This window comes from Rathayibacter sp. AY1A2 (genome assembly GCF_002930935.1).
Lineage (GTDB): Bacteria > Actinomycetota > Actinomycetes > Actinomycetales > Microbacteriaceae > Rathayibacter.
On sequence record NZ_PSTP01000005.1, the window covers coordinates 33,690 to 58,517 of the forward strand.

Sequence of the window (24,828 nt, forward strand, 5' to 3'; positions counted from 1 at the left end):
ACGAAACCTCGCGCCACCAGACTGTCGGCTACCCGAGGTGACCCGACACCCGCGTGTCTCCAGGCCGTGCTCCGACGCAGCGTCCTCGCTCCGGGCTTTTCTCTGCACACTCACGAGAGGTTCAACAATGGATCAAGGCAATACCGCGTTCCTGCTCATCGCAGCCGCGCTGGTCCTGCTCATGACCCCCGGGCTCGCCTTCTTCTACGGCGGCCTGGTGCGTGCGAAGAGCGTCATCAGCATGATGATGCTCAGCTTCGGAGCCATGGGCCTCATCGGGGTCCTCTGGGTCCTGTACGGCTACGCGATCGCGTTCGGCAACGGCCCGTCCGGCCCCGCGGGGACCGACACCTTCGTCGGCATCGACGGCGTCCTCGGCATCGACACCGCCCAGATCGGCCTGCAGGGCATCTACAACGACGCACTCGGCGAGCAGACGACGGCCTACCCGACGCTGGCCTTCGCCGCGTTCCAGGCGACGTTCGCGATCATCACCGTCGCGCTCATCTCCGGCGCCATCGCGGACCGCGCGAAGTTCGGGGCCTGGATGGTCTTCGCCGGCGTCTGGGCCACCGTCGTCTACTTCCCGGTCGCCTCGTGGGTCTTCAACTTCACCCTCGGCGACGACGCCACCGTCGTCGACGGCGGCTGGATCGCCTACGGCGTCGGCGCGATCGACTTCGCGGGCGGCACCGCCGTCCACATCAACGCCGGAGCGGCGGCCCTCGCCCTCGCCCTGGTGCTCGGCAAGCGCGTCAACTTCACCAAGGGCGCGCACCAGCCGCACAACCCGCCGTTCGTGCTCCTGGGCGCCGGACTGCTGTGGTTCGGCTGGTTCGGCTTCAACGCCGGCTCCGAGCTCGCCGCCGACGGCATCGCGGCCGTCGCCTTCCTCAACACCATCGCCGCTCCGGCCGCCGCGATCCTCGGCTGGCTCGTCGTCGAGAAGATCAAGGACGGCAAGCCCACCTCGATCGGCGCCGCCTCGGGCGCGGTCGCGGGCCTCGTCGCGATCACCCCGGCGTGCGCCAGCCTGTCGCCGTTCTGGGCGATCGTCCTGGGCGTCATCACCGGAGCCGTCTGCGCCCTGGCGATCGACCTCAAGTACCGCCTCGGCTACGACGACTCGCTCGACGTGGTCGGCGTGCACCTGGTCGGCGGCCTCATCGGAACGCTCTACATCGGCTTCTTCGGCACCGGCGTGGGCCTGTTCCTCACCGGCGACGCGAGCCAGCTCGGCAAGCAGGCCCTCGCGGCCTTCACCGTCCTCGCCTACTCCTTCGTCATGACGCTCCTCATCGGCTGGATCATCCAGAAGACGATGGGCTTCCGCGTGAAGAACGAGGACGAGATCGCCGGCATCGACACGGCCATCCACGGCGAGGCGGGCTACGTCCTGGCGGACTGACCCCCTCCTCCGCAGCACCCGACGGGGTGCCGGCTCTCCGGAGCCGGCACCCCGTCGGCGCGTCCGGGCCGGGCGACCGCCGGGCGCGCCCCCGCGGGCGGGCGGCCGCGGATCCGGGCTAGGGTTCCGGGGTGCCCTCCTCGCGCTCGGTCGTGTCCCTGCTCCTCCGACTCCTCGGCCGCGCGGTCGCCCCGCGGCCGGACGCCGGGCCCCGCCCGCAGCGCCCGTACCTGAGCACGACGGCGCCGACCCCGGGCGCGAGCGGAGTGGGCCGCACCGTCGAGGTCGACCCGTCGCGGCTCCGCGGGGTCCGCCTGGGCTACGCGCCCACGCCCGACGGCGACCCGGACCCGGGCGAGGTCGTCTGGACCTGGGTGCCGTACGAGGAGGACGACGGCCGCGGCAAGGACCGCCCGGTGCTCGTGCTCGCGGTCGAGAAGTCGGGGACAGTGCTCGCCGTGCGGCTGAGCTCGAAGGAGCACTCCGACTACCTGGCCGTCGGGACCGGCGGCTGGGACCCGGACGGGCGCCCCAGCTGGGTCGACCCGGAGCGCGTGTTCCGCGTGCACCCCGCCGGGATGCGCCGCGAAGGAGCAGCTCTGGAGCGTGCTCGGTACGACGCCGTCGCCCGGGTGCTCTCGGCGCGGTACGGCTGGCACTGAGCGCTCGACGCCGTTGAGCGGCCATGAGTGGTCGCCGCTGAGCGCCTCAGGGGAGATCCCTGCCCGTCGAACGAGGGCCGTGCTCCTCGGAGGAGGCGTCAGACCGGGTCGATCGGCACGAAGCCCGCGTACTTCGCGGCGCGGCCGTCCCCGGAGGACGTGCCGGTGAGCCTGCGCTGCACCCACGGCGCGACGTGCTGCCGGTAGTACTGCACGGTTCCGCCGCGCCGGAGTGCGGCCTCGGGAGCGTCGGGCAGCGCGGCGGGCGGCGTGAGCCCGAGCGCCCGCAGGACCCGGTCGGCCACCCGACGGTGCCCCCGCGGGCCGAGGTGCAGGCGGTCCTCCGACCACAGCGCCGGATCGGCGAAAGCGGGGTCGTGCCAGTTGTCGGCGACGACCACGTCGGTCCGGTGGCTCGTCCGGCGCAGGACGGCGTCGGTCAGCGCGTCCCCGCGGCGGCGGATGAGCGAGCCGAGCGGGAGCCGCGGCGACGGGTCGGCGCCGGCCAGGGCGATCAGCACGACGCCCTGCTCGTCGCAGCGCTCGAGGACGCGGAGGTAGGCGTCGGCGATCCGCTCGATGTCGGCCCGCGGGCGCAGCATGTCGTTGCCGCCTCCGTTGAAGGAGAGGTGGGTCGGGCCCAGGGCGAGCGCGGGCTCGAGCTGCTCGGCGAGGATCGGCGCGATGAGCCGGCCCCGGATCGCGAGATTGGCGTACTCGATCCGCTCGCCCGTGGCCGCCGCCCATCCCGCGGCCGTCAGATCGGCCCAGCCGCGCGTGGTGCCGTCCGGCCGCTCGTCGCCGACGCCCTCGGTGAAGGAATCGCCGATCGCGACGTAGCGGACGGCCGTCATCGGCGGGTTCCGGAGGTGCGCATCGTGGCACTGTACCGCTCCGCGGCCGGGCTCAGGCGCGGCGCCTCAGCGGGGTGACCGGTGCCGAGCGGATGCTGCTGGGGCGGGCCGGAGTCGCAGCGCCCGGCGCTGCGGCGAGCAGCTCCTCCTCGGGCCGGGTGCCGGGCCGATGCTCGCGCTCGGGACGCGGGGCGGCCCGGAACCAGGCGGCCAGCGCGGAGGACCGGCGGTGCCTCCGGTGGTCGCGGTCCAGCTCGGCGGTGCCCCGGTAGCCGGAGCCCCGGGCGATGCGGTCGAGGCCGCCGAGAGCGACGGGGGTGCTCGCCATCAGGACGGCGGCCAGCTCGAGTCGGCGGAGGGCGAGGTGCTCGTCGAGGCCGAGCCCGTAGCAGCGGCGGAACCGCAGCCGCAGCAGCAGGGCGGGCATCCGCAGCTCGGCGGCGAGGTGGTGGACGGTGAAGCGCCGATCGAGGTAGCGCTCGTTGACGAGGGCGGCCGCCGCGATGGCGACGACGTCGAGCGGCCGGCGGGAGGCGGCGAGGCGGGGGGCGGGGGTTCGGGGGTCCAGGGCAGGCATGCACAGGAGACGCGTGAGGTCCTTGTTCGTGACGCGGAGGCGCGGAATGCGTTCGGGGTGGCGCAGTGATCGGTGTCGGACCGGCGCGACCGGCGAGGGCTGTGCCATCGTCGGGAGGGGGCGGAGTCCCCGCCGATCCGGAAACGACACCCAGGAGACGACCGCATGGCGCACGCCGCGCTGATCATCCACAGCGCACGGAAGGTCGACGCGGCCGGGACGGTGGAGGACCACTGGCTCCTCGCGCGGGACGGCGCGATCACGGCGACCGGCACCGGCACCGGCTGGCAGGCGCAGGCGGAGGGGGCGCAGCTGCACGACGCGCGGGGCCTCACCGCTGTCCCGGGCTTCCTCGACCTCCATGTGCACGGAGGGGGCGGTCACGGCTTCGACGGAGGAGCGGAGGCGATCCGCGCGGGCCTCGCGCTGCACCGCTCCCGCGGCACCACGCGCTCGCTGGTCAGCCTGGTCTCGGCGCCGCTGGAGCAGCTGGAGTCCTCTCTGGACGCGGTCTCGGCCCTCGCGGTCACCGACCCGCTCGTGCTCGGCGCGCACCTCGAGGGCCCGTTCCTCGCGCCCTCGCGCAGGGGAGCGCACGACCCCGCGGCTCTCGTGCACCCCTCCTCCGGCGCGGTCGGCCGGCTGCTGGACGCCGCCCGCGGACGCCTCGCGCAGATCACGCTCGCGCCCGAGCTGCCGGGAGCCCTCGCCGCGGTGGAGCGGCTCGCCGGCGCCGGCACGGTGGTCGCGGTGGGCCACACCGAGGCGGACGCCGACCAGGCGCGGGCAGCGTTCGACCGCGGAGCCCGGCTGGTCACGCACGCGTTCAACGCCATGCCCGGGATCGGCCACCGCTCCCCGGGCCCGATCCCGGTGGCCCTGGGGGACGAGCGGGTCGCGCTCGAGCTGATCCTCGACGGCCGGCACGTGGACGTCGAGGTGGTGCGGCTCGCGTTCGCGGCGGCTCCCGGGCGGATCGCGCTCGTCACCGACGCGATGGCGGCGGCCGGGGCGGGCGACGGAGCGCACCGCCTCGGCCCGCTCGACGTCGAGGTGCTCGGCGGAGTCGCCCGGCTCGCGGGCACCGCTGTGCTCGCCGGATCCACGCTCACGCAGGAGGAGGCCCTGCGGCGGGCCGTCGGGCCCGGCCGGCTCGGGCTGCAGGCGTCCGTCGCCGCCCTCACCGCCGTTCCCGCCCGCGTGCTCGGCCGTGGCGACCTCGGCCTGCTGGCCCCCGGGTACCGCGCCGACGTCGTCCTGCTCGACGCATCGCTCCGCGTGCAGCGGGTCTGGGCCGAAGGGCGCCCGTTCCCCGACTCCGCGGCCGGCGCGACGCGACCCCGGGTCAGGGCGTCGGCGTGACGGTCCAGGTCCCCTCGGTCTGGACGGCCATGACGCCGGGCAGGTCGGCCTCGAACACCTCGGAGAAGGCGACGGAGTCGCCGAACAGCTGCGGCTGATCGGAGGTCGTGAACACGCGGCCGGAGAACGAGTCGTCCGGACCCGCGGGCGTGTAGTCGACCGTCACGCGCGGGACGTCGTCGGAGAAGAACAGGACGGCCGGGCCGGTGCCGGACTGCGCACCGCTCACCGTCGCGAGGTCGTTCCAGCTCTGCAGGCCGAGCGTCCACGGCCCGTCGGCTCGGACGATCACCTGCTGCTCGACGGGGTCGTCGCGGAAGATCCCGGTCAGGAACGACCCCGTCATCGGGGCGGCGGCCTCGCCGAAGGGCGTCATCCGGCCCGCGGCGGTGACGATCGCCGTGCCGGTGCAGGCCGAGCAGTCCAGGCTCAGGACGACCGCGAACTCGCCCTGCCGCTGGAACGACACGTCGGCCGGGCCGGTGCCCGAGACGGTGGCGGGGACTCCCTCGCCGACCGGCCCGGCGTCGACGACGGTTCCGACCGGCTCGGCGGTCGCCGGAGCGGAGGGGGTCGGGCTCGGAGTGATCAAGTCGGTGATGGCGGGTCTCGGCGTCCGCGAGGCGGGCGCGGACGCCGTGGCGCCCGCCTCGGCCCCGCCGCCGGCGGTGCACCCGCCCAGCAGCAGGAGCCCCGCCGCTGCCGTCGTCGCCACTGCCGCTGTCGTCCCCCGAGCCCTCATGCGTCCAGACTGCCAGGGCTGGTCCGGATCGTCGTCCCCGGAGGGAGTCAGAGGAGCAGGGCGCCGAGGCCCGCGGCGGCGAGGACGACGATCCACGGGGGCACGGTCCAGCGCGTCAGCGCCACGAAGGCGCCGATCGCGAGCGCCAGAGCGCCGGTCGAGCCGATGCCCTCGGTCAGCACCGGGTCGTAGAGGGCGCCGCCGAGCAGTCCCACCACGCCGGCGTTCACGCCGGCCAGCGCCCTCTGCGCGACCGGCAGGTGCCGCAGCCGCTGCCAGAACGGGAGCACGCCGACCACGAGCAGAGCGCCCGGCAGGAAGATCGCGACCAGCGCGATCGCCGCCCCCGCGACACCGTCCGGCGTCCCCGCGCCCACCGCACCGAGGAACGCGGAGAAGGTGAAGAGCGGGCCCGGCACCGCCTGCGCCGCGCCGTAGCCGGCCAGGAACTCGCTCTGCCCGACCGCGCCGGCGCCGACCGTCTGCGCCTCCAGCAGAGGCAGCACGACGTGGCCGCCCCCGAACACCAGAGCGCCCGCGCGGTAGAAGACGAAGGCGAGACCCGCCGCTCCCTCGCCGGTGAGAGCGGCGAGCAGGGGGAGGCCGGCCAGGAGGAGCCCCCAGAGGGCGAGGGCCGAGACCGCGAGCGCCGTCGGGATCCGGACCGCGAAGCCCGAGCCCTCGTCCGGAGCCGCCTCCTCGCCGCGCAGCCACAGGACGCCGGCCAGGCCCGCCGCCGCGATCACCGCCACTTGCAGCGCGGGCTCCGGGGCGAGGAGCACGGCGACCGCCGCCGCACCGGCGATCGTCGCGCGTCGGCGGTCCGGTGCGAGCGAGCGCGCCATCCCGAGCACGGCCTGCGCGACGACCGCGGCCGCCGCCGCCTGGAGGCCCAGGAGCCAGCCGGCGGAGGCGACGTCGCCCGCACCAGCGACGAGACCGGCGACGAGGACCAGCGCGATCGCCGAGGGGAGCGTGAATCCGCACCACGCGGCGACCAGTCCGGCGAGTCCTGCGCGCTGCAGGCCGACCGCCATCCCGACCTGGCTGGACGCGGGTCCGGGGAGGAACTGGCACAGCGCGACGAGGTCGGCGTACGCGCGATCGGTCAGCCAGCCGCGGCGCACCACGAACTCCTCGCGGAAGTAGCCGAGGTGCGCGATCGGCCCGCCGAACGAGGTCAGCCCGAGGCGGAGGAACACGAGGAGCACGGAGAGGGCGCCGCCCCGCTGCAGCCGACCCGTCTCCGACACGGGGGCATCCTGCCAGACGGCGGTGTCCGGCACGCGTCGTGTCACCGGAAAAGGGACGATAACCGACCGGATAAGCGATTACTGGCGAGTCCTCTTCCCGTTGATAAAGCGGTGGGTAGAAATACTGAACCCTTTCTCATCCCCTCTGTTAGCCTGATCCGGCTTCCCTTTCCTTCTCGAGGAGAAGGCGATCCGCATCAGCAGCGCGAGCACTGCCGCTCGTTCACTGAACGCCTTCTCCTCCTCTTTCGATCGGTGTACCAGTAACGGTGACGATCGGAAAGGCTCTCTCTTCCGTGACTCCTCAGGACACTGCCGTCGGCGACTCCGCCGACTCCTCCCGCACCGGCTCCCGATCGGGCGCGAAGGCCCTCTCCGCTCTCTCCCGCCGCACGATCCTCGCCGGATCCGTCGCGGGCGCGGGCGCGATCGCCTTCGCGACGCCGGCCCTCGCGGCCGGCGACCTCACCGCGGTGCCCCGACTGCCCGGCGAGGTCTCGCGCCTGTCCACCGCCACGTCGAAGACGGGCGGGAAGCGCTACGAGATCATCGACGTCGTCGTCGCGGGGGACCGGGCGCGCCTGTTCGTGCCGCACGCGACACCTCCGTCGCAGACCAGGGGCGCATCGATGCTCTGGTACTACCACGCCCGCAACGGCACCCACACGGCGCTCTCGAGCGCCTTCGCCTACTCCGCCGACCTCGCCGTGGACCGCGGCATCGTCAGCATCTGCCCGACCTACGGCGGCAGCATCTGGTCGAGCCCGCGGGCGATCGAGATCCAGGCCGCTGTCGTCGCCTGGGCCTCGTCGGTGTGGCGGATCGACGCGAGCCTCCTGCGCTCCGACTCCGGGGGCGGGCCGCTTCTGACCTGGGCCTACGGGAAGCGGATGGTGCCGAACATCCGGGGCGCGTACCTCTGCAACAGCTCCTACGACATGGAGGAGCGGGCGGCGAGCGAACCGGACCGGATCGGCCCCGAGTACGCCGACGCCGCGGCCATCGCCGCCACCAACCCGGCGCGGCTGCCCGCGTCGGTGTGGCGCGGTGCGCGGCTGAGGATCACCGGATCGCCCGATGACAAGGTCGTGCCGTTCGCCCTGCACGGCGCCGCCCTCCATGCCGCGGCTCTGCCCCTGGCGAAGGAGGCGACGGTCCGCACCCACCCGGGGGAGGGCACCGACGGGCACAAGGTCCCGAGCTTCACCAACAAGGAGATGCTCGACACCTTCCAGCGCTGGATCGCCGAGGGCCCCGTGCCGCAGACGGAGCCCGAGCCCGAGACGCCACCCGTGTCCACGCTTCCCGGCGCGGGCACCTACGAGAACGGCGCCGCGCAGATCGTCACCACCGGCACCTGGACGACGCTGAAGGCCACCGCGGACAGCGGCGGGAGCATCGCCTACTCGACCAGCTCCGGCGCCTCCGCGACGCTCGCCTTCACCGGCACGAGCATCGCCTGGATCAGCCGACTCACGTCGTCCTCCGGGATCAACGACGTCGAGCTCGACGGTGTGAAGGTCGCCTCCGTCGACCGCTACAGCGCGTCCACCCGCTCGAAGCAGACGGTGTGGAGCAGCGGACAGCTCGCCGCCGGGCCGCACACGCTGACGATCCGCCGGGGGAGCGGCCGCAATCCGGCCTCGACCGGGACCAACCTGCTGCTCGACTCCTTCGTGGTCGGCGACGCGACGCCTCCGCCGGCGACGACGCTGCCCGGAGCGGGCACCTACGAGAACGGCGCCGCCCCGATCGTCACGACCGGCACCTGGTCGACGTTGAAGGCGAGCACGGACAGCGGCGGCAGCATCGCCTACTCGACCACCGCGGGCGCCTCCGCCACCCTCGCCTTCACGGGTACCAGCGTGAGCTGGATCAGCCGCCTCACCGGCTCCTCCGGCATCAACGAGGTCGAGCTCGACGGAGTCACGGTCGCGTCCGTCGACCGCTACAGCGCCGCGACGCGGTCGAAGCAGACGGTCTGGAGCAGCGGACAGCTCGCGCCCGGGCCGCACACGGTGACCATCCGCCGCGGGAGCGGCCGCAACCCGGCCTCGAGCGGCACCAACCTGATCCTCGACGCGTTCGTGGTCGGCGACGCCGCTCCGGTCCCCACGGTCACCGTGCCCACGCCGATCGCGGAGTGGTCCTTCGCCGAGAGCGCCGCCCCCTTCGCCTCGGCCGTCGCGGGCGCTCCGGCGCTCCGGCAGGGCGCGGGCTCCTCCGCCCGCGCCGTCGCCACGCCGTTCGGCACCGGAGTCGCCCTCAACGGGACGACGGACCACCTGGTCGTCCCCAAGGACGAGGTCGGCCCGCTCAACCTGGGCGCCTCGACCGGCCAGGTGACGATCGCGGTGTGGGTGCTCAACTCCGACGCGGACGGCGCCTGCATCGCGGGCGTCTGGGAGGAGTCGACGGTCGGGCCGCTGCGCTCCTATGCGCTGTTCAACAACCTCCCCGAGTACGGCGGCTGGGAGCGCGTGTGCATGCACGTCTCGAAGCTCGGCGGGCCGACGCCCGGCTACCCGTACTCGCGCGACTACTCGGTGGAGCCCCGCCGGATCACGCGCGGCGTGTGGCAGCTGCACGTCGGGACGTATGACGGCGCAGTCGCGGTCTCGTACCTCGACGGCGCCGCCACCGCGTACCCGGTGTACACCGACAAGCTCGGCGCGACCTACGCCAAGAACCCCTACGTCTACCCCGACGGCCTCAACGCGGCTCCGGGCGACTTCGTGGTCGGAGCGGTCGGCCGGGACGGCACGATGATCAACCGCTTCGCCGGCTCCCTCGCCCGACTGCGGGTGTGGGACCGGGCGCTGACCGCGGAGCAGGTGAAGCAGCTCTACTCGGCCGAGAAGGGCGCACTCGGCTGACGACCCGAGGGCGGTGACACGAGTCCGAGAAGCGGATGATCCGCTTCTCGGACAAGGCCGTTCGAGCGATAGCGAGCGTCCCTCTTTCGAGGGTGGTGTTATCGGCTGAATACAGATCGGCGGGCGGCCGCTTCACGGCTGCTCCGCCGTTCTCCGCCGCCTGTATCCGCTGCGCGGGATTCCGCACTCACGCGGACGTGCGCTCCCGGAGGGGCGGACCGGGAATTCATCGCCCGGCGGCCGCGCAGCCCTGTCCCGGATCTCGGAGTGCGGCCCCGCGCCAGATGCGCGCCGGCGCGACCACCTCCCAGCCGAGGGTGAGGTAGAGGGCGCGGCCGTCCGTGCTGGCGACGAGGAGACCGCTCCGTGCACCCTCGGACCGGGCCCAGGCGGTGAGGGCGTCGACGACCCGCCGTCCCAGCCCGCGTCGGCGGAACCGCGCATCGGTCTCGATCCTGTCCAGGACCGCGACCGTCCCGTGCACGGCGGCGGTGCCCTGAGCGGCGACGACTCCGTCGACCAGCAGCCGGACGCTCGCCACTCCGTCGGCGGCCTCGAGCACGGCTCCCACGAGCAGGGCTCCCTCGGAGGTGCGGATCGGGCCGAGGGACGCCGCCATCAGGCTCTCGTCGCCCGACACGAGCTCCAGCCCGGCGGCGGGCGCGAGGCGGGCGTCGTCGCCCAGGCCGATGACCGTCATCCACTCCCGGGGCCCGGCCGTCTGCTCGGCGCCCGCCTGCAGCGCGGAGGGCGACGGATCGACCAGGATCCGCTCCCGCGTTCGCGACTCCGCTCCGACATCGACCAGCCAGGCCCCGTCCTCGCGGACGCGCTGCACGCCGCGTGCCGGCACCAGCCCTCGATCCAGTCGTCCACCCGCTCCGTCGTCGTGATCACGCCCCGAGAGCAGCCGCGACCGGACGGGCGCGATCGTGGGAAGCGGGTTCTCCCGGCGGTGGCCGTCGATCCCCAGCAGGACCGCCCTCGCCCGGATCGCACCCCGCGCACCGCGATCCGCCGGGTCCTCCCGTTGTCAACCTCAGTGCCACGGGGCCGTCCCCGGCCCTACCGTCGGCGCGAGACATCCGCTGCACCGCCGGGACCCTGACGGCCGTGCCGAGAGTGAGGGGCCGATCCGATGCCCAGGCAGGACGGCGACCCGCGGAGCACCACCCGAGTGCTGCGCGAGCTGGTCGCCGCGTTCGAGGATCCGGGGGCCGTGCACCCGGCGCTGGCGCGGCAGGTGCGGAGCGCCGCCCGCGAGCTGCTCGGCGCGTCGGAGCGGGAACCGCTGCGCCTGCGCGTGCGGATGCCGACCCTGATGGTCCCGCGCTCGGTCGTGGACGAGGTGCCCGATCCGCCCCCGGTGCCGCCCGCCGCGCTCTGACCCGACGGCGCTCGTACACTCGGACGATGCGACACGGCATCGTCATCCTCCCGCAGGACCCGTGGGCCGAGGCCCGCCGGAAGTGGCAGTCGGCCGAGGGCCTGGGCTTCGACCACGCGTGGACCTACGACCACCTCTCCTGGCGCTCCCTCGCCGACCAGCCGTGGCACGCGACCGTCCCCACCCTCACCGCTGCCGCGATGGTGACGGAGACGCTCCGCCTGGGCACGTTCGTGGCCTCCCCGAACTTCCGCCACCCAGTGCCGTTCGCGAAGGAGATCGCGACGCTGGACGAGATCTCGGGCGGTCGGACCATCCTCGGGGTCGGCTCGGGCGGCACGGGCTTCGACGCGCGCGTGCTCGGGCAGCCCGACTACTCGCCCCGGCAGCGGCACGAGCGCTTCACTGAGTTCGTCACAGCCCTCGACGCGCTGCTGCGCTTCGAGGAGCCCGGCTCGGGCGGAGTGGACCTCGAGGGGGAGTGGTTCACCGCCCGCTCGGCGCGCATGGTGGGCGAGCCCGTGCAGAGCCCCCGCGTCCCGTTCGTCCTCGCCGCGAACGGGCCGAAGGGCCTCGCGCTCGTCGCCGAGCGCGGGCAGGGCTGGGTCACCACCGGCCCGGAGGGAGTGTCGAGCCAGGAGTGGTGGCGGGCGGTCGCGTCCCTCTCCCGGCGGCTCGATGCGGCGCTCGAGGTGGCCGGGCGCGACCCGCGCACCGTCGAGCGCCACCTCTCGCTCGACTCCGGGGGCGACTACTCCCTCGAGAGCGTCGCCCGTTTCGAGGACATGGCCGGCCGGGCGGAGGAGCTCGGCTTCACGGACGTGATCGCGCACTGGCCGCGGCGCGACGGCGTCTACGCGGGCGACGACGAGGTCCTCTACGAGGTCGCCTCGCGCTTCTGACCGGGCCTCGGGGGCTCCGGAGCGGTCCTCAGACCGCGCGGGCGCTCCCGCGGTCGACGAGACGCGCGGGCAGGAGGCGGATCGACGGCTTCTCGCCGCGGGACGGCTGCTCGATCCGCTCGACGAGCGTGTCGACCAGGTGCGCGCCGAGCTCGGCGGCACCCGTCTCGACGTAGCTGTAGGGGAGCGAGAAGTCGCGGGCGAACTCGGCCGAGTACAGGCTCACGACGGACAGCTGCCCGGGCACGGCGACAGCGCGTCGGCCCAGGATCGCGGGAAGCATCGCGATGGTCCGGTCGCTGTGGACGACCAGCGCCGTGAGACCGGGGTGGTCGTCGAGGAACGCCGTGACCATCGGCTCGACGGCGTCGGCGGCGGTGGCGGCAGGGCGCAGCACCAGCTCGATCCCGAGCCGACCGGCGGTCTCGAGAGCCGACTCGCGGAACCGGAGCCCGTAGGTCCCTCCGCGGTCGAAGACGCGCTCAGGAGGGGTGACGAGACCGATGCTCCGATGCCCGAGGGCGCCCAGGTGCTCGATCAGCAGGCGGGCCGCGTCGCCGAAGTCGAGGTCGAAGACGTCCACCCCGGAGGCGTCCGCGGGCACGCCGAGGGCGGCACCGGGCCGCCGCGAGGCGCGCAGGACGGGCAGCCGGTCGTCGTCGTCCGCGACGCTCAGGAGGATCAGTCCGTCGACCTGGCCGGAGCGCGTGAGCCGGCGGACGGCAGCCGCCCCGTCGGCCTCGGTGGCCAGCAGCACGTCGTAGCCGAGCTCGCGGGCGCGGGCCGTGATGGGGAGGACGTACTCGACCATCGCGGGCGCGAACTCGTCCGGGTCGAAGTGGACGAGCAGGCCCAGCGCCATGGTGCGGCGCGTCGCGAGCGCCCGTGCTCCGGCGTTGACCGTGAAGTCGAGCTCGGCGATCGCGTCCTCGATGCGCTTGCGCGTCTCGGGGGAGATGCTGCGCTTGCCGGAGAGGACGTACGACACCGTGCTGCGAGAGACCCCTGCCGCTTTCGCGACGTCTCCGATCGTGGCCATCTCCACCCCCGCTCGAACCGTGTCGAGAGTGGCAGTGCGGCGCGGCGCACGCAACTCGGGCGCCGCGTCCCCGGAGCGAGGACCGGACGCTGCGGCTCCGGCGCTCTGCTCGTCCACGGCGCGCTCGTCCCCGTCGGGGAACCTCCGGTCCCGACGACACGCCGACGCGGCCGGGCGCACGAGGTGCCCGGCCGCGTCAGGGCGTTCTGGACGGATCAGCCGCAGCGCGCCGCACCGTAGGCCGGTGCCGTGGATCCGCTCGCCGCAGCGCCGTCGACCGTCCCCGCGATCCGCACGTCGAGAGCGCCGGCTCCGACACTCGCAGCGCGGGTGCTGAAGGCGGCTGAGACCGTCTTGCCGGGAGCGACCCCGGTGAAGGTCTTCGTGCCCCAGGCCGAGCCGATCGTGATGTCAGCGGCGACCGCGCTGGTGTTGGTCGCCGTCCCCGTGATCGTGACCTTCCCCGCGGTGCAGCGCGAGGCCGCCGTGCCGCTCACCGTCAGGCCCGTGGTCCGCCCGACGAAGGGCGTGACCGAGATCCTGTCGATGTTGGGCGCGTACTGCGAGGTGAGCAGGACGCCGGGGAAGGTGTCGGAGAGGTAGGTCGTCCCGTCGAAGCCCGGGAGCTCCTTCGAGGTGATCGCGATGGTGTTCGAGCCCTTCCTGAGCGTGACCGGCACGCTCAGGTCCCACAGCTGGTTCTGGTGGAACGTGTGCGGGAAGAGCACGCGCTGCGTCACTCCGTTGACCGTGATGTCCGCGTGGCGGGCGAGCGGGTCGGGGTTGTAGTGCGTCGCGGGGGACTGCTCCTCGTTGGAGTAGCGCAGCGTGAGCGCGTACGTCCCGTCCTGCTCGGCCTTCACGTCGCCGAAGGTCAGGGTCGAGTCGCCGTCGCGTCCGCCCCCGATGTTCCCGACGGCCTTGCCGCCCGACGCGAAGGACAGGTCGCGGACCGTGGCGGGGCCGGTGATCGTGGCCGCCTCCGCCTCATAGCTCGTCGTCGCGGGCGGGTTCGCGCTCGCTCCGATGACGATCCGATCGACGAGGAGCGTGCCGCTCGTGCCGACGACCTCGATCTTGTTCACGCCGCCCGAGAGGAAGACCTGACGGGTCGAGCTCGCGCCCACCGGCCCGACCTTCACATCGTTCACGTAGAGGTCGCCGGTGCCGCCGCCCAGGGTGTCCACGGTCACGGAGGACGGCGCGTCCTTCGCGGAGTAGCCCCAGACGGTGGTGGAGGCGCCGCTGGTGAGCGTCGCCGTGCCCGAGCCGGAGACGCCGGCGCGGGAGTAGTCGGCCGTCGCTCCGTTCTCGAGCGTGCCGGTCTCGGCCTCGTGGATCGAGGTCGCGGCGGCCGCGCTCGGGAGGGAGAGCTCGATCTTGTCGACGATCGCGTCGCCTACGGTCGACTTCGTGCCGGCGAGGTTCTTCGCGGCGAGCGAGATCGTGTGGGTGCCGGCGGTCAGCTTCACCTTGGTGTCCGCGTGGTCCCAGACCACGAACTTGTAGGCCAGCGGAAGGAGGATCTCCTGCTCCGCAGCGCCGTCGACGCTCAGGAACGCGTTGATCGGACCCTGTTGGGCGTTGGCGGCGTAGGTGTTGAGGGAGTTGGCGAAGACGCTGAGGTCGTACTCGCCGTCCTTCGGGACGGTGACCGCGAAGTCGAGCTTCAGGTCGCCGCCGGTGCGGATCCCGCCGACGTTGCGTCCGCCCGAGGTGTAGAAGCCGCCGACGTTGGTCGGCGAGCCCTCGGGTCCGTTGAGGTTCCGCGATCCGGTGTAGCGGGCGTCCTCGGCCTCGTACTTCTGGCGGAAGTCGACGGGCGAGGCGGACGGCGACGACGCGTTGGCGCCCGGGGTCAGGACGACCTCGTAGGCGGAGTCGACGTCGAGCGCGGGCAGTGATCCTCCGAAGTCGAGCGAGAGGGCGCCGTCCACGACGGACGCGTCGAACTCCTTCACCGTCTGCGGGGCTCCCGAGTCGCCGACCTGGCCGGTCCAGCGGATCTCGCTGACCTCCACGTGGACCTTCGAGCCGAAGGTGGCGGCCGGGATGCGCTCGAACGCGACCTTCTGCGAGCCGCCGACGCCTCCGAAGAGGGCTCTCGCCTGCTTGGCCGCGGTGTCGAGGGTCGCGACGCCCTGGAGGGTGTAGCTCTGGCCGGGCTTGGGCGGCGTGACCGCGACGGTGTCGCCGGTCATCGAGGCGTAGGCGTTGAGGAGCCACCACTGGCCGTTGGCGCGGTTGGCCTGCACCGCGGAGTCGGAGAGGTTGCCGTCGATGTTCCAGTAGGCGATGTCGCCGTCGACCTTCTTGTCCTCGAGCGCGCTGATCCACTGGACCATCTGGCCGGGCACGGAGGTGTGGTAGTTGAAGGCGTACTCGTTGAGGTTCACCGGCAGGTGCTTCCCGGCGTAGGACGTGCCCGCGTACAGCTCGTCCTCCCAGGCCCGGAAGCGGTCGACGTTGGTGCGGATCTCACCCGGGGCGCTCAGCTCGTGCCAGGTCATCACGTCGGGGACGGTGTCCTGCTCGAGCGTGTGGGTCATGAACCCGCGGACCTGGTCGTAGAGGACGCTGGTGTTCGGTCCGGCGATGCGGGCGTCGGGCATCCTGTCGTGGATCAGCGCGTAGGTGCTGTCCCAGGCCGCGAAGAACGCGGTCGGGTCCTCCAGCCAGCTCTTCCCGTTGTAGCTCCACTTCCCGTTGCCGAACATGTTGCCCTCGGGCTCGTTGAACGGCACGAACACGATGTTGTCCTGGTACTCCTCGGGGAGCGCGAGCACCTGGTCGACCTGCGTGGCGATCTTCGCCTGGTAGTCGGCCAGCTTCTCCTGGGGAGTGCTGCCCGGCCACTCGTAGGGGAAGCCGCGGTAGATGTCCGTCATGTAGATGTAGGTGTCGCCGTCCGAGGTGTCGGCGACGGCCTTCGCGACGCTCAACGCGTCCGCGCCCGGATGCTGCGGCCCGTCCTGCGCCTTGGTCGAGACCGTGCGCAGGTCGATCCCCTCGAGGAGGTTGTCGGAGGGGAGGCCCTCGCCGTAGACCCCGTAGAGGGTGCCGGACGCGCCGCCCATGAACTCCCCGGTGCTCGTGCCGAGGTCGATGGTCATCTCGTCGAGTGCGCGCACCGTGACGGTCGCCGTGACCGCGGTGCCGAGGCCGGTGACGGTGCCCTTCACGGTGAAGGTGCCGCGCTTCGCGTACGCGGAGGCGGGGACGCTCTCCCAGGTGACCGGGGCGTCGCGGTTCACGCCGTCGGAGTAGGTGGCGGGGACCCCCGGCAGGGCCGGCGCGACGCCGATGCCGGTGGTGACCGCGACGCTCGTCGAGAGAACGCCGGTGACGGCCGGCGCGGCGTCGCCCGCCAGACCCCGGACCTGAGCGGCGGTCAGAGCCCGGTTGTAGACGCGGAAGTCGTCGATCGCTCCGTCGAAGTAGGGGTGCACGTTCCAGAGCGCCCGGCCGATGTTGCCGCTCTTGGAGGCGGAGGCGGAGTAGAGCTGCTTCGCGAGGTCGACGGAGGCGGGAGCCGTCGCGACCTGCAGACCGTTGAGGTACAGGGTCACGGTCGTGCCGTCCATCGTCGCGGTGACGTTGACCCACTGGTCCTTCTGCAGCGGCGAGGAGCTGGAGACTCCGGTCTCGCCGCCGTCCTTCAGCTGCTTGATGATCGCGCGGGCGCTGCCGCCGTCGAACGACGGAGCGAAGGCCGACGCGGCGTCGGGGCTGATGCCCAGGCACCACAGCCACTGGAAGCCTCCGGTGCCGGACCACTTCGTCCAGGCGGAGACGGTGGTCTGCGTCACGCCCTGGAAGAGCCCGTTCGGCACGGTCAGGTAGGGCGCGGAGGTCGAGTCCGCCGCGCCCCCGGGAAGGTCGATCGCGGTCGTACCGGCCTTCCGACCCGCGACGTACGTCGCTCTCGCGCTGTTGACGACGGTGCCGTCGAGCTTCTTCGACGAGAGGTCGGCGACCGTGGATCCGGACACCTGCCCCTGCTCGAAGTCGTACTGGAGGATGAGCGCGTCGGCGGGGACGGAGGTGTCGGCCGCGGAGGCGGACTCGGCGCTCGGGAGAGCGACGGCGAGGGCGGCGAGTGTCGCGGCACTCAGCGCGAGGGCGAGGGAGCGGGTGCCGCGCCTCGGGGAGGACATCGTTGTCACGCTGGTCACTTTCTGTGGGGACAGCCGGCCGGACGACGGCGGGCGTCGGTCCGGGGTCGGAGCAACAGTGCTTCGAACCGGTTCGACAAAACTAGGTTCCGCGCCTGCGACACGCAAGAGGACCTGAGAAGTTCCTCGTCCGGCTCGCAGGTGCCGGCGGTCGCTCGGGCTCTCGCCGGGACTCGTCAGCCCGCCGGAGCGGCCGTCGCCGCGACGCTCGACGGTGAGCGGACGGGCGCGCGTCGCCGGGGGAGTGCTGCTGATCGGGATGCTCGCCGGATGCACAGCGGGCCCCTCCGCTCCCGTCGACGACCGGATCATCGTCGCCGCGGAGACCGGCGACCGGCCCGCAGGAGGACGTCCTGGACGCGGTCGAGGGGAGCCGCCCGGACTGGCTGAGCCCGGACGGCGTCCTTCCGCGGTGACCCGCGGGACCGCGGCGGCCTGTGCCGCGTGCGGGAGGATGAGGGCATGACGCTCCCTCGGCCGACGCTCCTCTCCCCGCCGCTCCAGGACCGGCTGGCCCGGTGGTTCGACGAGGAGGCGCCGCCGGCCCCCTCGCTGAGCTGGGCCCTGTTCGACCGCAGCGGGCTGCTCGTCCACCACGGCCGCGGCGAGCACCGCCTCGACGGCGCCGCTCCCGGGCCCGGGACCGTGCACCGCATCGCCTCCATGTCGAAGAGCTTCGAGGCGGCGGCGGTGCTGATCCTGCGCGACCGCGGGCTGCTCCGCCTCGACGACCGCGTCGCCGACCACGTGCCGGAGTTCACCGACCCGCTCGACTCCGCGGGCCGGCCGCTGCCCGTGACGGTCAGGATGCTCCTCAGCAACTGCTCGGGGCTCCCGGAGGACAACGGCTGGGCCGACGACGTCATGGCTCTGACGCGGGAGGAGTTCCTCGAGGTCGTCCGCCGCGGGCTGACCTTCACGGAGCGGCCGGGTGAGGTCTACCAGTACTCCAACATCGGCTTCTGGCTGCTCGGCGTGCTCGTCGAGAACGTGACCGGGGAGGACTTCCCGTCCTTCGCGACGCGGACGATCCTCGAGCCGCTCGGCCTCCACGACACCCGCTACGACAGCGGCGACTACCCTGACGGCACCGACCTCGCGGCCGGCTTCAGCACCTTCGACGACGGAGCGACCTGGGTGCCCCGCCCCGTCACCGGCACCGGAGCGGGCGCCTGCGCCGCGAGCATGCTCAGCACGGTCGGCGACATCGCCCGCTGGAGCGGCTGGCTCTCCTCCGCGTTCGAGGGCGAGGACGGCGCGGACGACGACCCGGTGCTGAGCCGTGCCTCCCGCCGCGAGATGCAGCGCGGCTGGACGCCGGTCCCCGCGCTGAGCCCTCGCGCCGTCGAGAGCACGCTCGACGGCTCCGCGTACGGGTTCGGCCTCGTCGTCGAGCACGACGTCCGCTTCGGCGGGATCGCCCACCACTCCGGCGGCCTGCCGGGCTGGTCGTCGAACATGCGGTGGCATCTGGAGTCGGGCCTGGGGGCCGTGGTCTTCGCGACCGCGAACGGGGCGAAGCTCGCCGCCGCCGCGACGGGACTGCTCCGCGCCGCCCTCGAGGACACCGCTCCTCCGGCGCGGATCATCACCCTCCTCCCGTCGACGCTCGCCGCGGCCGCCGCCGTCGAGGCCGCGATCGTCGCGGGAGACCTCACCCGGGCGGGGGAGCCGGGCAGCGGCGCCCTGTTCAGCCCCAACCTGCTGAGCGATGTGCCGGCCGACGTGCGCGCCGGCCGCCTCGCCACTGCGATCGCGGAGATCGGCGGGCTCGCCGAGGACCCGACCGCGAGGCCGCTGGTGGAGCGGCTGCTCTGGAGCGCCTCCGCGGCGCAGGCGGCCTTCCTCCTGCCGGGCCGCGACGGAGAGCTCGAGTGCCGGCTCGAGACCACGCCGACCGTCCCGGCCCTGATCCAGCGCCTCGAGATCGTCGTGCGCGAGGCTCCGACGGCTGCCCTCCCGGTCGTGCGCTTCTACCGCCCTCGGGCCGGCTAGCGGTCGAAGACGAGGCGCGGACGCGGCGGACCTCGACGCTCCCGCACCGAGAACGGCGGGCGGCCCGCGAGGGACCGCCCGCCGTCACGCTCCCGCGGTCAGCGGATCGTCGTGCTCGTCGTGTCCGCGTTGCTGCGGATGGACGGGTCGGGCGTCTTCGTCGAGAACGCCGCCGCCAGCGCGGTCGCCGTGCCCGAGACGGCCGCCCTCACCGTGATCTTCTCCGACACGGTCCGCCCGTCCGCCAGGCCGGCCCGCTGGAACACCACGACGTTCCCGACCCTGGTGTACGAGCCGGTCGCCGAGACGAACTGCACACCCGCGGGCAGGACGACCTGCGAGAAGACCGACCCAGACGCAACCGGACCGGCGTTCGTCGTGATGAGGGTGTAGGTGAGCGTCCTCCCCTTCACCGCCGAGGCCGGCCCGGAGAGGTAGACGCGCAGATCGGCCTTCGTCGCGACCTGCTTCGGCGAGACCGTCAGCGTGCTCGTCGCCCGAGCCGTGCCCGCCGAGTTCGCGGCCTGGATGCTGAAGGTGGTGGTCCCGGCCGTGGTCGGCGTCCCGGAGAGGCGCCCGGTCGCGTCGAGGGTGAGCCCGGCGGGCAGTGCGCCGGAGACCAGGGAGACCGACGGAGCGGGCGTCCCGCTCACCGCGTAGCGGAAGTCGTAGGCCGAGCCGACGACGCCGGCCGCGACCGTCCCGGAGAGGGTCGGCGCGACCGTCGGCGACGAGACGGTGACGGTGCTGGTGGTCTCCGCGGAGGCGGTGCCGGCGCGGGCCGTCAGCGTGAACGTGAAGGTGCCCGGCGCGGACGGAGTCCCGGTCAGGCGCCCGGCCGGAGTCAGGGTGAGGCCGGACGGGAGCGCACCGGAGGAGACGGCCACCGACGGCGCGGGGAAGCCCGAGACGGTGTAGCCGAAGTCGTAGGGGGTGCCGACGACGCCCGGCCCGGGGGTGCCGGAGATCGCCGGTGCAGCGGCGGCGGGGGAGACGACGACGGTGCTGGTGGTCTCCGCGCTCCCCGCAGCGTTTTGAGCCCGCAGGGTGAAGGTGGAGCGGCCGGCGGTCGTCGGCGTCCCGGTCAGGCCGCCACGATCATCGAGGCTCAGGCCGGCGGGGAGCGTTCCGGAGACGAGCGAGACCGTCGGCGCCGGTGTGCCCGTCACGCTGTAGTCGAAGTCGTACGGGGTGCCCACCGTCGCGGCGGGCGGGTCGCCGGCCAGGGTCGGCGCGACCGTCGTCTCCGCCGCGGCGAACGTGTGCGAGGCCCCGACGGTGGAGCCGAAGGGGTTCCGCGCGGAGACGGCGAAGGTGGACGTCCCCGCGGTCGTCGGCGTGCCGGAGAGGACCCCGGACGCGCTGAGGGTCAGGCCGTCGGGGAGGGAGCCGGAGGCGATCGCGAACGAGGCGGGGCGGTCGGCCGCGAAAGTGTACGAGGCGGCCGCTCCGAGCGGCCCGGACGCGGGAGGAGCGTCCGCCGTCAGGACGGGACGCGGGCCCCGGGCGAGCACGTGATCGGGTCCGGCTGCGAGAGCCGTCGTGCCGGCGAGGCCGGCGGGGAACTGCAGCTGCCCGGCCGAGCTCCGGCCCCACCCGACGATCGTGCCGTCGCCCTTCAGCGCGAGGCTGTAGTCGGATGCGGCGGCGATCGCCACGACCCCGGACAGGCCTTCCGGCACCGTGGTCTGGCCGTAGTCGACGACGACCGAATCGGAGCTCGCGCCCCAGGCGACGACGGTGCCGTCCTCCTTCAGCGCGAGGCTGTGGGTCTCTCCGGCCGCAACGGCCACCACGCCCTCGAGCCCCGCGGGGACGTCGGTCTGCCCGTAGAGGTCCCAGCCCCAGGCGACCACCCTTCCGCCGGACACGGCGAGGCTGTGGCGCTGGCCCGCGGCGATGGCCGTGACGCCTCCGAGGCCGGCCGGGACCAGGCCCTCGCCCAGCCCGTTGCTGCCCCACGACGTGACGGTGCCGTCGTTGCCGAGCGCGAGGCTGTTGTCGCGGGAGGACGAGATCGCGACGATCCCGGTCAGCGCGGCACTCCTCGACACCTGCCCGTCGCCGTCGTAGCCCCAGGAGACGACGGTCCCGTCGCTCTTCAGCGCATGGCTGCTGTAGTCGCCGGAGGTGACCGCGACGACCCCCGTGAGACCGTCGGGGACGCTGGTCTGCCCGTACGACCCGCGGCCCCAGGCGACGACCCCGCCGTCGCCGTTCGCGGCGAGGCTGTGGGTCCGGCCCGCGGCGAGGGAGAGGACACCCTCGACCCCGGCCGGGACCGTGGTCTTCCCGTCGGTGCCGCTTCCCCAGGCCGCCACCCCGAGGACAGGGGCGGACGGAGCGGCGACCGCCGCGAGAGGAACGGCGGTGCCGACGAGGAGCGCGACGGCCGCGGTCAACCCGAGCAGACCCCGCCGGAGCCGCCGCGCCGCTCCTGGATCCCGCGGCTGCGACGTGCCGTCCTCGACGGCGGGCGGACGAGGGACGGTGCTGGAGCGCATGTGCTGCCTTCGATCGGGACGGCCCCCATCGGCCGTCCTCGAACCGTGGCACGGCCGTCCCGCCGCTGACAATGTCCTCTAGCGGCCCTGTCCGGAAGAGGGCGCCGCGGAGCTCCGCGGAGGAGGGCTCGCCCGGTCCCGCGGCAGGCCCGCGCAGCTGCGCCGATCGCCGCGCCGAGCGCATGTGACGGTCAGCGCTTCCCGAGGGACGCCGTCGCGTCCGGACCGCTCAGCGGGGTCGGAACGGAGACCCCGGCTCTCCCGCGTACGGGGCGTCCGCCTGGTCGAAGTCCCAGCGGCCCGCGGTGGACGGGCGGACGACGGGCGTCTTCGTCGGGGTCGGCGTCGCGGACGGCGCCGGTGCGGCGGCCAGCCCGGCGTGCCAGCGGAAGATCGCGTCGATGCCGTCCTGGTTCACCCACGACGGCGCGTTGTGGCCGAGCGCGTGCGTCCGGACGGTCGCCTCCCTGGCCGTGGCCGTCGCCTTCTTCACGAGGGCGAGCCCGTGCAGTGCCGGCGGCACGCTCGGGTCCGGGTGGGCCGTGTCGGACACCACCGCGCGGATGTTCGCGCCGGCCCAGGCGGAGGCGGGCAGCCGCTTCGGGTTGTGGGAGTCGATCTGAGCGGTGCTGCCGCCGAAGGCACCGCCGATCGAGAAGCGGCCCCGCGTCGTGCGGTCGTGGGTGTCGCGGAGGTCGTAGACGCCGTTGACCAGGTAGACGCCGTTGATGCCGGGGAAGACCCGCGCGCCGTAGTCCTCGCAGGCGAGCGCACCGCCGGCCGACATCGCCCAGAGGTAGCTCGCGGCGATCGGGAACTGGCCGGAGAGGTAGGCGTAGCCGTTCCGCTGGTGCTTCTGAGCGGTGTCGTTGGTCCAGATCGTTCCGCCGAGCGTCTGGCAGATCGCGATGGCGCCCCGCTCGACGGCGAGCTCGGCCGGGTACGCGAAGACGCTGGACAGCGAGGTGTGGTCGGCCTGCGCGGAGTGGATGAACCAGATCACCGGTACCGCCGCGGCCTGCCGCGGCTTCACCGTCTGCGGCACGAAGATCCGCGCGAGGTCGCCCGCGATCGAGACCGTGAGGACGTCGTAGAGCACGCCGCGGTTCTTCGTCCTCACGTTGATCGTGCGGGTCCTCTCCCCGGGCAGGCCGGGCACGGGGGAGGCGGAGGCGGAGGCGGCCGGGAGCGTCGCCGCGCCCAGAGCGAGAGCACCCGTGAGGGCGCCGCCGATGACGGCGCGCCGCCGTAGGCCGGGAGTTCGAGAGGGGGGTACTGCTGAATCGTCGGGGGACACGGGGGCTCCTCGTGCAGGGACCGCGAACCGACGAGGTCGGCGGAGCGGTCCGGGTCGGCGGGGGGGGTGTGCCTGCAACGCTAGCCGGAGGACCGGCCGGACGACCCGTCGATGCGCGCCAGTCGCGGGACGGCGGAGGGACGACGCCGCACGGACGGAACGGTCGGCGGCTCGGCGACCGCATCGGCGGCGGATCGAGGCGCTCAGGAAGCGAAGGAGAGGCCCGTTCCTGATCGTCCGCCCCGCCGGTTCCGACCCTTTCGCCCCGTTCGGGAGCACTTCCCCGCACCGGTCTGGCCCCCCGGTGTGAAGGCTCCCAGGTTCCTCGCGCTCGTCGGCGGACCGGTGCCAGCGTGAAGAGACCGAGAAGCAGAAGGAGAAACGACCATGACTCTTCGACGAACTCTTGCCACCCTCGCCCTCACGGGCGCCATCGCCTCCGTCGGCGTCGTCGCTGTCGCGACGCCCGCCTCCGCGGCCGAGGTCGCGAACGGACAGTACGTGAGCGCCGGGAACTACGCGTGCGGAGCCCAGGAGGTGGCCACCGGCGCCACCCTCGGACCCGAGGGCGTCCTGCGCCAGCGCGCTCTCGTCTTCCGCAACTGCGGGTCGAGCACGGTCGAGCGCAAGGCCGACATCATCGCCGACTTCGACGGCAGCTGCTACTCCGTGGCGCCGGGCAAGGCCCGAGTCCTCGACGCGCTGTTCGTGGCGGCGGGACGCAACACCTACCGCGCGTCCAAGGCCTGCTGAGGTCGCGTGCTCCGCCGGAGGGGCGGGTCGGGGACATCCCGGCCCGCCCCTCCAGCTGTCCGGAACGACCACGCCGTCCGAGCCGTCCTCCCGCCGACCCGCCCGCGGATCACTCCAGCACAGGCCCCAGCTCCGCCAGGACCTCCGCGACCCGGGCCCGCGCCCGTGCACCGAGCCCGCGGACCGGACGCGGGAGGCAGCGCGCCTCGGCGAGACCGAGCTGCTCCGCCATCGCCGCGACCACGCGGTAGCTGCCGCCGTGCTCCGCGAAGAGGTCCCAGACGGGCTGCAGGCGTGCCGATCCCGCGATCGCGGCCGCCTCATCGCCCGACTGCGCCGCCCGGGCGATCGACAGCGCCGTCCGCGGGAAGAGGCCGCCGATCACCGAGTACCAGGCGTCGCAGCCGCCGAGCAGCCCGCGCGCACCCGCGGCGTCCCCCGAGACCCCGACGGTGACCCCCTCCGGCACCCGCTCCCGGATCTCGCTGACGCGCGCCGCCGCGGCGCCCGGTCCCTCCGGCACGCCGGGGATCTTGAGGGAGGCGACCTGCGGCAGCCGGGCGACGGCCCCGTAGAGGTCGTCGGAGAAGGAGAAGCGCGTCGTCCCGGGGTTGTCGTACACGACGAGCGGCACCGAGAGCTGAGCCGTCACGTCCTCGTAGAGCCCCAGCACGTCCTCGTCCGTCAGCGGCTGGTAGCCGAGCGGCGCCAGGAGCACCGCGCTCGCTCCGGCGCTCTGCGCGTCCTCGGCGAGCGCCAGCACCTGCGAGGTGCGCAGCGCCCCGATCCCGACCACGACCGGCACCGGGCCGGCGCCGCGGACGGCGATCTCTGCTGCGCGCCGGCGCTCGCCGCGGTCCAGGTACGGAGCCGAGCCGGTCGAGCCCAGGGCGCCGATCGAGTCGACTCCCGCCCGCGCGAGCCGCTCGACGAGAGCGGCGAACGACCGCTCGTCGATGCTGTCGTCGCGGAGCGGTGTGAGGGGGAAGGCGCTGAGTCCGGTGAGCACGTCGGTCCGTTCGCTGGGGGCGGGAGGGGCCCG

Annotated in this window: 18 protein-coding genes; 8 read left to right on the forward strand and 10 right to left on the reverse strand. The window is 73.6% G+C overall.

Annotated features, from left to right (window positions below):
• Positions 1 to 127 precede the first annotated feature (127 nt).
• A complete protein-coding gene (locus tag C5B93_RS06665) occupies positions 128 to 1,408 on the forward strand; it encodes an ammonium transporter (protein ID WP_104292078.1) in 1,281 nt (426 codons plus the stop codon).
• A gap of 131 nt (positions 1,409 to 1,539) precedes the next feature.
• The gene (locus C5B93_RS06670; protein ID WP_167299028.1) at positions 1,540 to 2,070 is read left to right on the forward strand and encodes a type II toxin-antitoxin system PemK/MazF family toxin; all 531 of its coding nucleotides are present in this window, start codon (positions 1,540 to 1,542) and stop codon (positions 2,068 to 2,070) included.
• Between the two features lie 98 nt (positions 2,071 to 2,168).
• On the opposite strand, the gene C5B93_RS06675 is transcribed toward C5B93_RS06670, so the two are convergent.
• Together C5B93_RS06675 and C5B93_RS06680 are read right to left on the reverse strand one after the other, a co-directional pair.
• Positions 2,169 to 2,924 (reverse strand): SGNH/GDSL hydrolase family protein, encoded by a 756-nt coding sequence (locus tag C5B93_RS06675; RefSeq protein ID WP_104292079.1) that lies wholly within the window; start codon positions 2,922 to 2,924, stop codon positions 2,169 to 2,171.
• Positions 2,925 to 2,976: 52 nt separating this feature from the next.
• Positions 2,977 to 3,501: a hypothetical protein gene (locus C5B93_RS06680; protein ID WP_104251220.1), complete on the reverse strand. Its 525-nt coding sequence runs from the start codon at positions 3,499 to 3,501 to the stop codon at positions 2,977 to 2,979.
• 165 nt (positions 3,502 to 3,666) lie between these two features.
• Here C5B93_RS06680 and C5B93_RS06685 point away from each other — a divergent pair, with 165 nt between their 5' ends.
• Entirely contained in the window at positions 3,667 to 4,863 is a 1,197-nt protein-coding gene (locus tag C5B93_RS06685; RefSeq protein WP_104292080.1) for an N-acetylglucosamine-6-phosphate deacetylase, read from the forward strand.
• Here the strand turns inward: C5B93_RS06685 and C5B93_RS06690 are convergent.
• Together C5B93_RS06690 and chrA are read right to left on the reverse strand one after the other, a co-directional pair.
• Positions 4,847 to 5,578 (reverse strand): hypothetical protein, encoded by a 732-nt coding sequence (locus C5B93_RS06690; RefSeq protein WP_104225243.1) that lies wholly within the window; start codon positions 5,576 to 5,578, stop codon positions 4,847 to 4,849. The two genes, C5B93_RS06685 and C5B93_RS06690, sit on opposite strands and share 17 nt — an antisense overlap.
• Before the next feature lie 74 nt (positions 5,579 to 5,652).
• A complete protein-coding gene (gene chrA / locus C5B93_RS06695) occupies positions 5,653 to 6,858 on the reverse strand; it encodes a chromate efflux transporter (protein ID WP_258068165.1) in 1,206 nt (401 codons plus the stop codon).
• Between the two features lie 296 nt (positions 6,859 to 7,154).
• Between chrA and C5B93_RS06700 the strand changes: the two genes are divergently transcribed.
• On the forward strand, positions 7,155 to 9,734 hold the full coding sequence (locus C5B93_RS06700; RefSeq protein WP_104292081.1) for a LamG-like jellyroll fold domain-containing protein: 2,580 nt from the start codon (positions 7,155 to 7,157) through the stop codon (positions 9,732 to 9,734).
• Between the two features lie 226 nt (positions 9,735 to 9,960).
• On the opposite strand, the gene C5B93_RS06705 is transcribed toward C5B93_RS06700, so the two are convergent.
• On the reverse strand, positions 9,961 to 10,587 hold the full coding sequence (locus tag C5B93_RS06705) for a GNAT family N-acetyltransferase (RefSeq protein WP_219812345.1): 627 nt from the start codon (positions 10,585 to 10,587) through the stop codon (positions 9,961 to 9,963).
• 285 nt (positions 10,588 to 10,872) lie between these two features.
• On the opposite strand from C5B93_RS06705, the gene C5B93_RS06710 reads away from it, so the two are divergent.
• The gene (locus C5B93_RS06710; RefSeq protein WP_146078454.1) at positions 10,873 to 11,121 is read left to right on the forward strand and encodes a hypothetical protein; all 249 of its coding nucleotides are present in this window, start codon (positions 10,873 to 10,875) and stop codon (positions 11,119 to 11,121) included.
• Positions 11,122 to 11,147: 26 nt separating this feature from the next.
• Positions 11,148 to 12,023, forward strand: a complete 876-nt coding sequence (locus C5B93_RS06715; RefSeq protein WP_104292082.1) for an LLM class flavin-dependent oxidoreductase — start codon at positions 11,148 to 11,150, stop codon at positions 12,021 to 12,023.
• A 28-nt stretch (positions 12,024 to 12,051) separates the two neighbouring features.
• Here the strand turns inward: C5B93_RS06715 and C5B93_RS06720 are convergent, their stop codons facing one another.
• On the reverse strand, positions 12,052 to 13,062 hold the full coding sequence (locus C5B93_RS06720) for a LacI family DNA-binding transcriptional regulator (protein WP_104292135.1): 1,011 nt from the start codon (positions 13,060 to 13,062) through the stop codon (positions 12,052 to 12,054).
• Between the two features lie 215 nt (positions 13,063 to 13,277).
• Complete coding sequence (locus C5B93_RS06725; protein WP_104292083.1) at positions 13,278 to 17,219, reverse strand: LamG-like jellyroll fold domain-containing protein; 3,942 nt, start codon at positions 17,217 to 17,219, stop codon at positions 13,278 to 13,280.
• Between the two features lie 480 nt (positions 17,220 to 17,699).
• Between C5B93_RS06725 and C5B93_RS06730 the strand changes: the two genes are divergently transcribed.
• Positions 17,700 to 19,232 (forward strand): serine hydrolase, encoded by a 1,533-nt coding sequence (locus C5B93_RS06730; RefSeq protein ID WP_104292084.1) that lies wholly within the window; start codon positions 17,700 to 17,702, stop codon positions 19,230 to 19,232.
• A gap of 98 nt (positions 19,233 to 19,330) precedes the next feature.
• On the opposite strand, the gene C5B93_RS06735 is transcribed toward C5B93_RS06730, so the two are convergent.
• Both C5B93_RS06735 and C5B93_RS06740 read right to left on the reverse strand, forming a co-directional pair.
• The gene (locus tag C5B93_RS06735) at positions 19,331 to 21,736 is read right to left on the reverse strand and encodes a putative Ig domain-containing protein (protein ID WP_146078455.1); all 2,406 of its coding nucleotides are present in this window, start codon (positions 21,734 to 21,736) and stop codon (positions 19,331 to 19,333) included.
• 229 nt (positions 21,737 to 21,965) lie between these two features.
• Positions 21,966 to 23,033, reverse strand: coding sequence for a hypothetical protein (locus C5B93_RS06740; protein ID WP_104246834.1), 1,068 nt, complete (start codon positions 23,031 to 23,033; stop codon positions 21,966 to 21,968).
• Between the two features lie 387 nt (positions 23,034 to 23,420).
• Between C5B93_RS06740 and C5B93_RS06745 the strand changes: the two genes are divergently transcribed.
• Positions 23,421 to 23,786 carry a hypothetical protein gene (locus tag C5B93_RS06745; RefSeq protein ID WP_104222056.1) on the forward strand — a complete coding sequence of 122 codons (366 nt, stop codon included), beginning with the start codon at positions 23,421 to 23,423 and terminating at the stop codon, positions 23,784 to 23,786.
• Positions 23,787 to 23,895: 109 nt separating this feature from the next.
• Here the strand turns inward: C5B93_RS06745 and C5B93_RS06750 are convergent, their stop codons facing one another.
• Positions 23,896 to 24,795 carry a dihydrodipicolinate synthase family protein gene (locus C5B93_RS06750; RefSeq protein WP_104292086.1) on the reverse strand — a complete coding sequence of 300 codons (900 nt, stop codon included), beginning with the start codon at positions 24,793 to 24,795 and terminating at the stop codon, positions 23,896 to 23,898.
• Positions 24,796 to 24,828: the final 33 nt, after the last annotated feature.

Excerpts from the sequence above, each read along its gene's own strand:
- C5B93_RS06730 (WP_104292084.1), top strand. The coding sequence starts at position 17,700 with ATGACGCTCCCTCGGCCGACGCTCCTCTCCCCGCCGCTCCAGGACCGG.
- C5B93_RS06715 (WP_104292082.1), top strand. The coding sequence starts at position 11,148 with ATGCGACACGGCATCGTCATCCTCCCGCAGGACCCGTGGGCCGAGGCC.
- C5B93_RS06710 (WP_146078454.1), top strand. The coding sequence starts at position 10,873 with ATGCCCAGGCAGGACGGCGACCCGCGGAGCACCACCCGAGTGCTGCGC.
- C5B93_RS06685 (WP_104292080.1), top strand. The coding sequence starts at position 3,667 with ATGGCGCACGCCGCGCTGATCATCCACAGCGCACGGAAGGTCGACGCG.
- C5B93_RS06680 (WP_104251220.1), bottom strand. The coding sequence starts at position 3,501 with ATGCCTGCCCTGGACCCCCGAACCCCCGCCCCCCGCCTCGCCGCCTCC.
- C5B93_RS06720 (WP_104292135.1), bottom strand. The coding sequence starts at position 13,062 with ATGGCCACGATCGGAGACGTCGCGAAAGCGGCAGGGGTCTCTCGCAGC.
- C5B93_RS06665 (WP_104292078.1), top strand. The coding sequence starts at position 128 with ATGGATCAAGGCAATACCGCGTTCCTGCTCATCGCAGCCGCGCTGGTC.
- C5B93_RS06735 (WP_146078455.1), bottom strand. The coding sequence starts at position 21,736 with ATGCGCTCCAGCACCGTCCCTCGTCCGCCCGCCGTCGAGGACGGCACG.
- C5B93_RS06675 (WP_104292079.1), bottom strand. The coding sequence starts at position 2,924 with ATGACGGCCGTCCGCTACGTCGCGATCGGCGATTCCTTCACCGAGGGC.
- C5B93_RS06725 (WP_104292083.1), bottom strand. The coding sequence starts at position 17,219 with ATGTCCTCCCCGAGGCGCGGCACCCGCTCCCTCGCCCTCGCGCTGAGT.
- C5B93_RS06745 (WP_104222056.1), top strand. The coding sequence starts at position 23,421 with ATGACTCTTCGACGAACTCTTGCCACCCTCGCCCTCACGGGCGCCATC.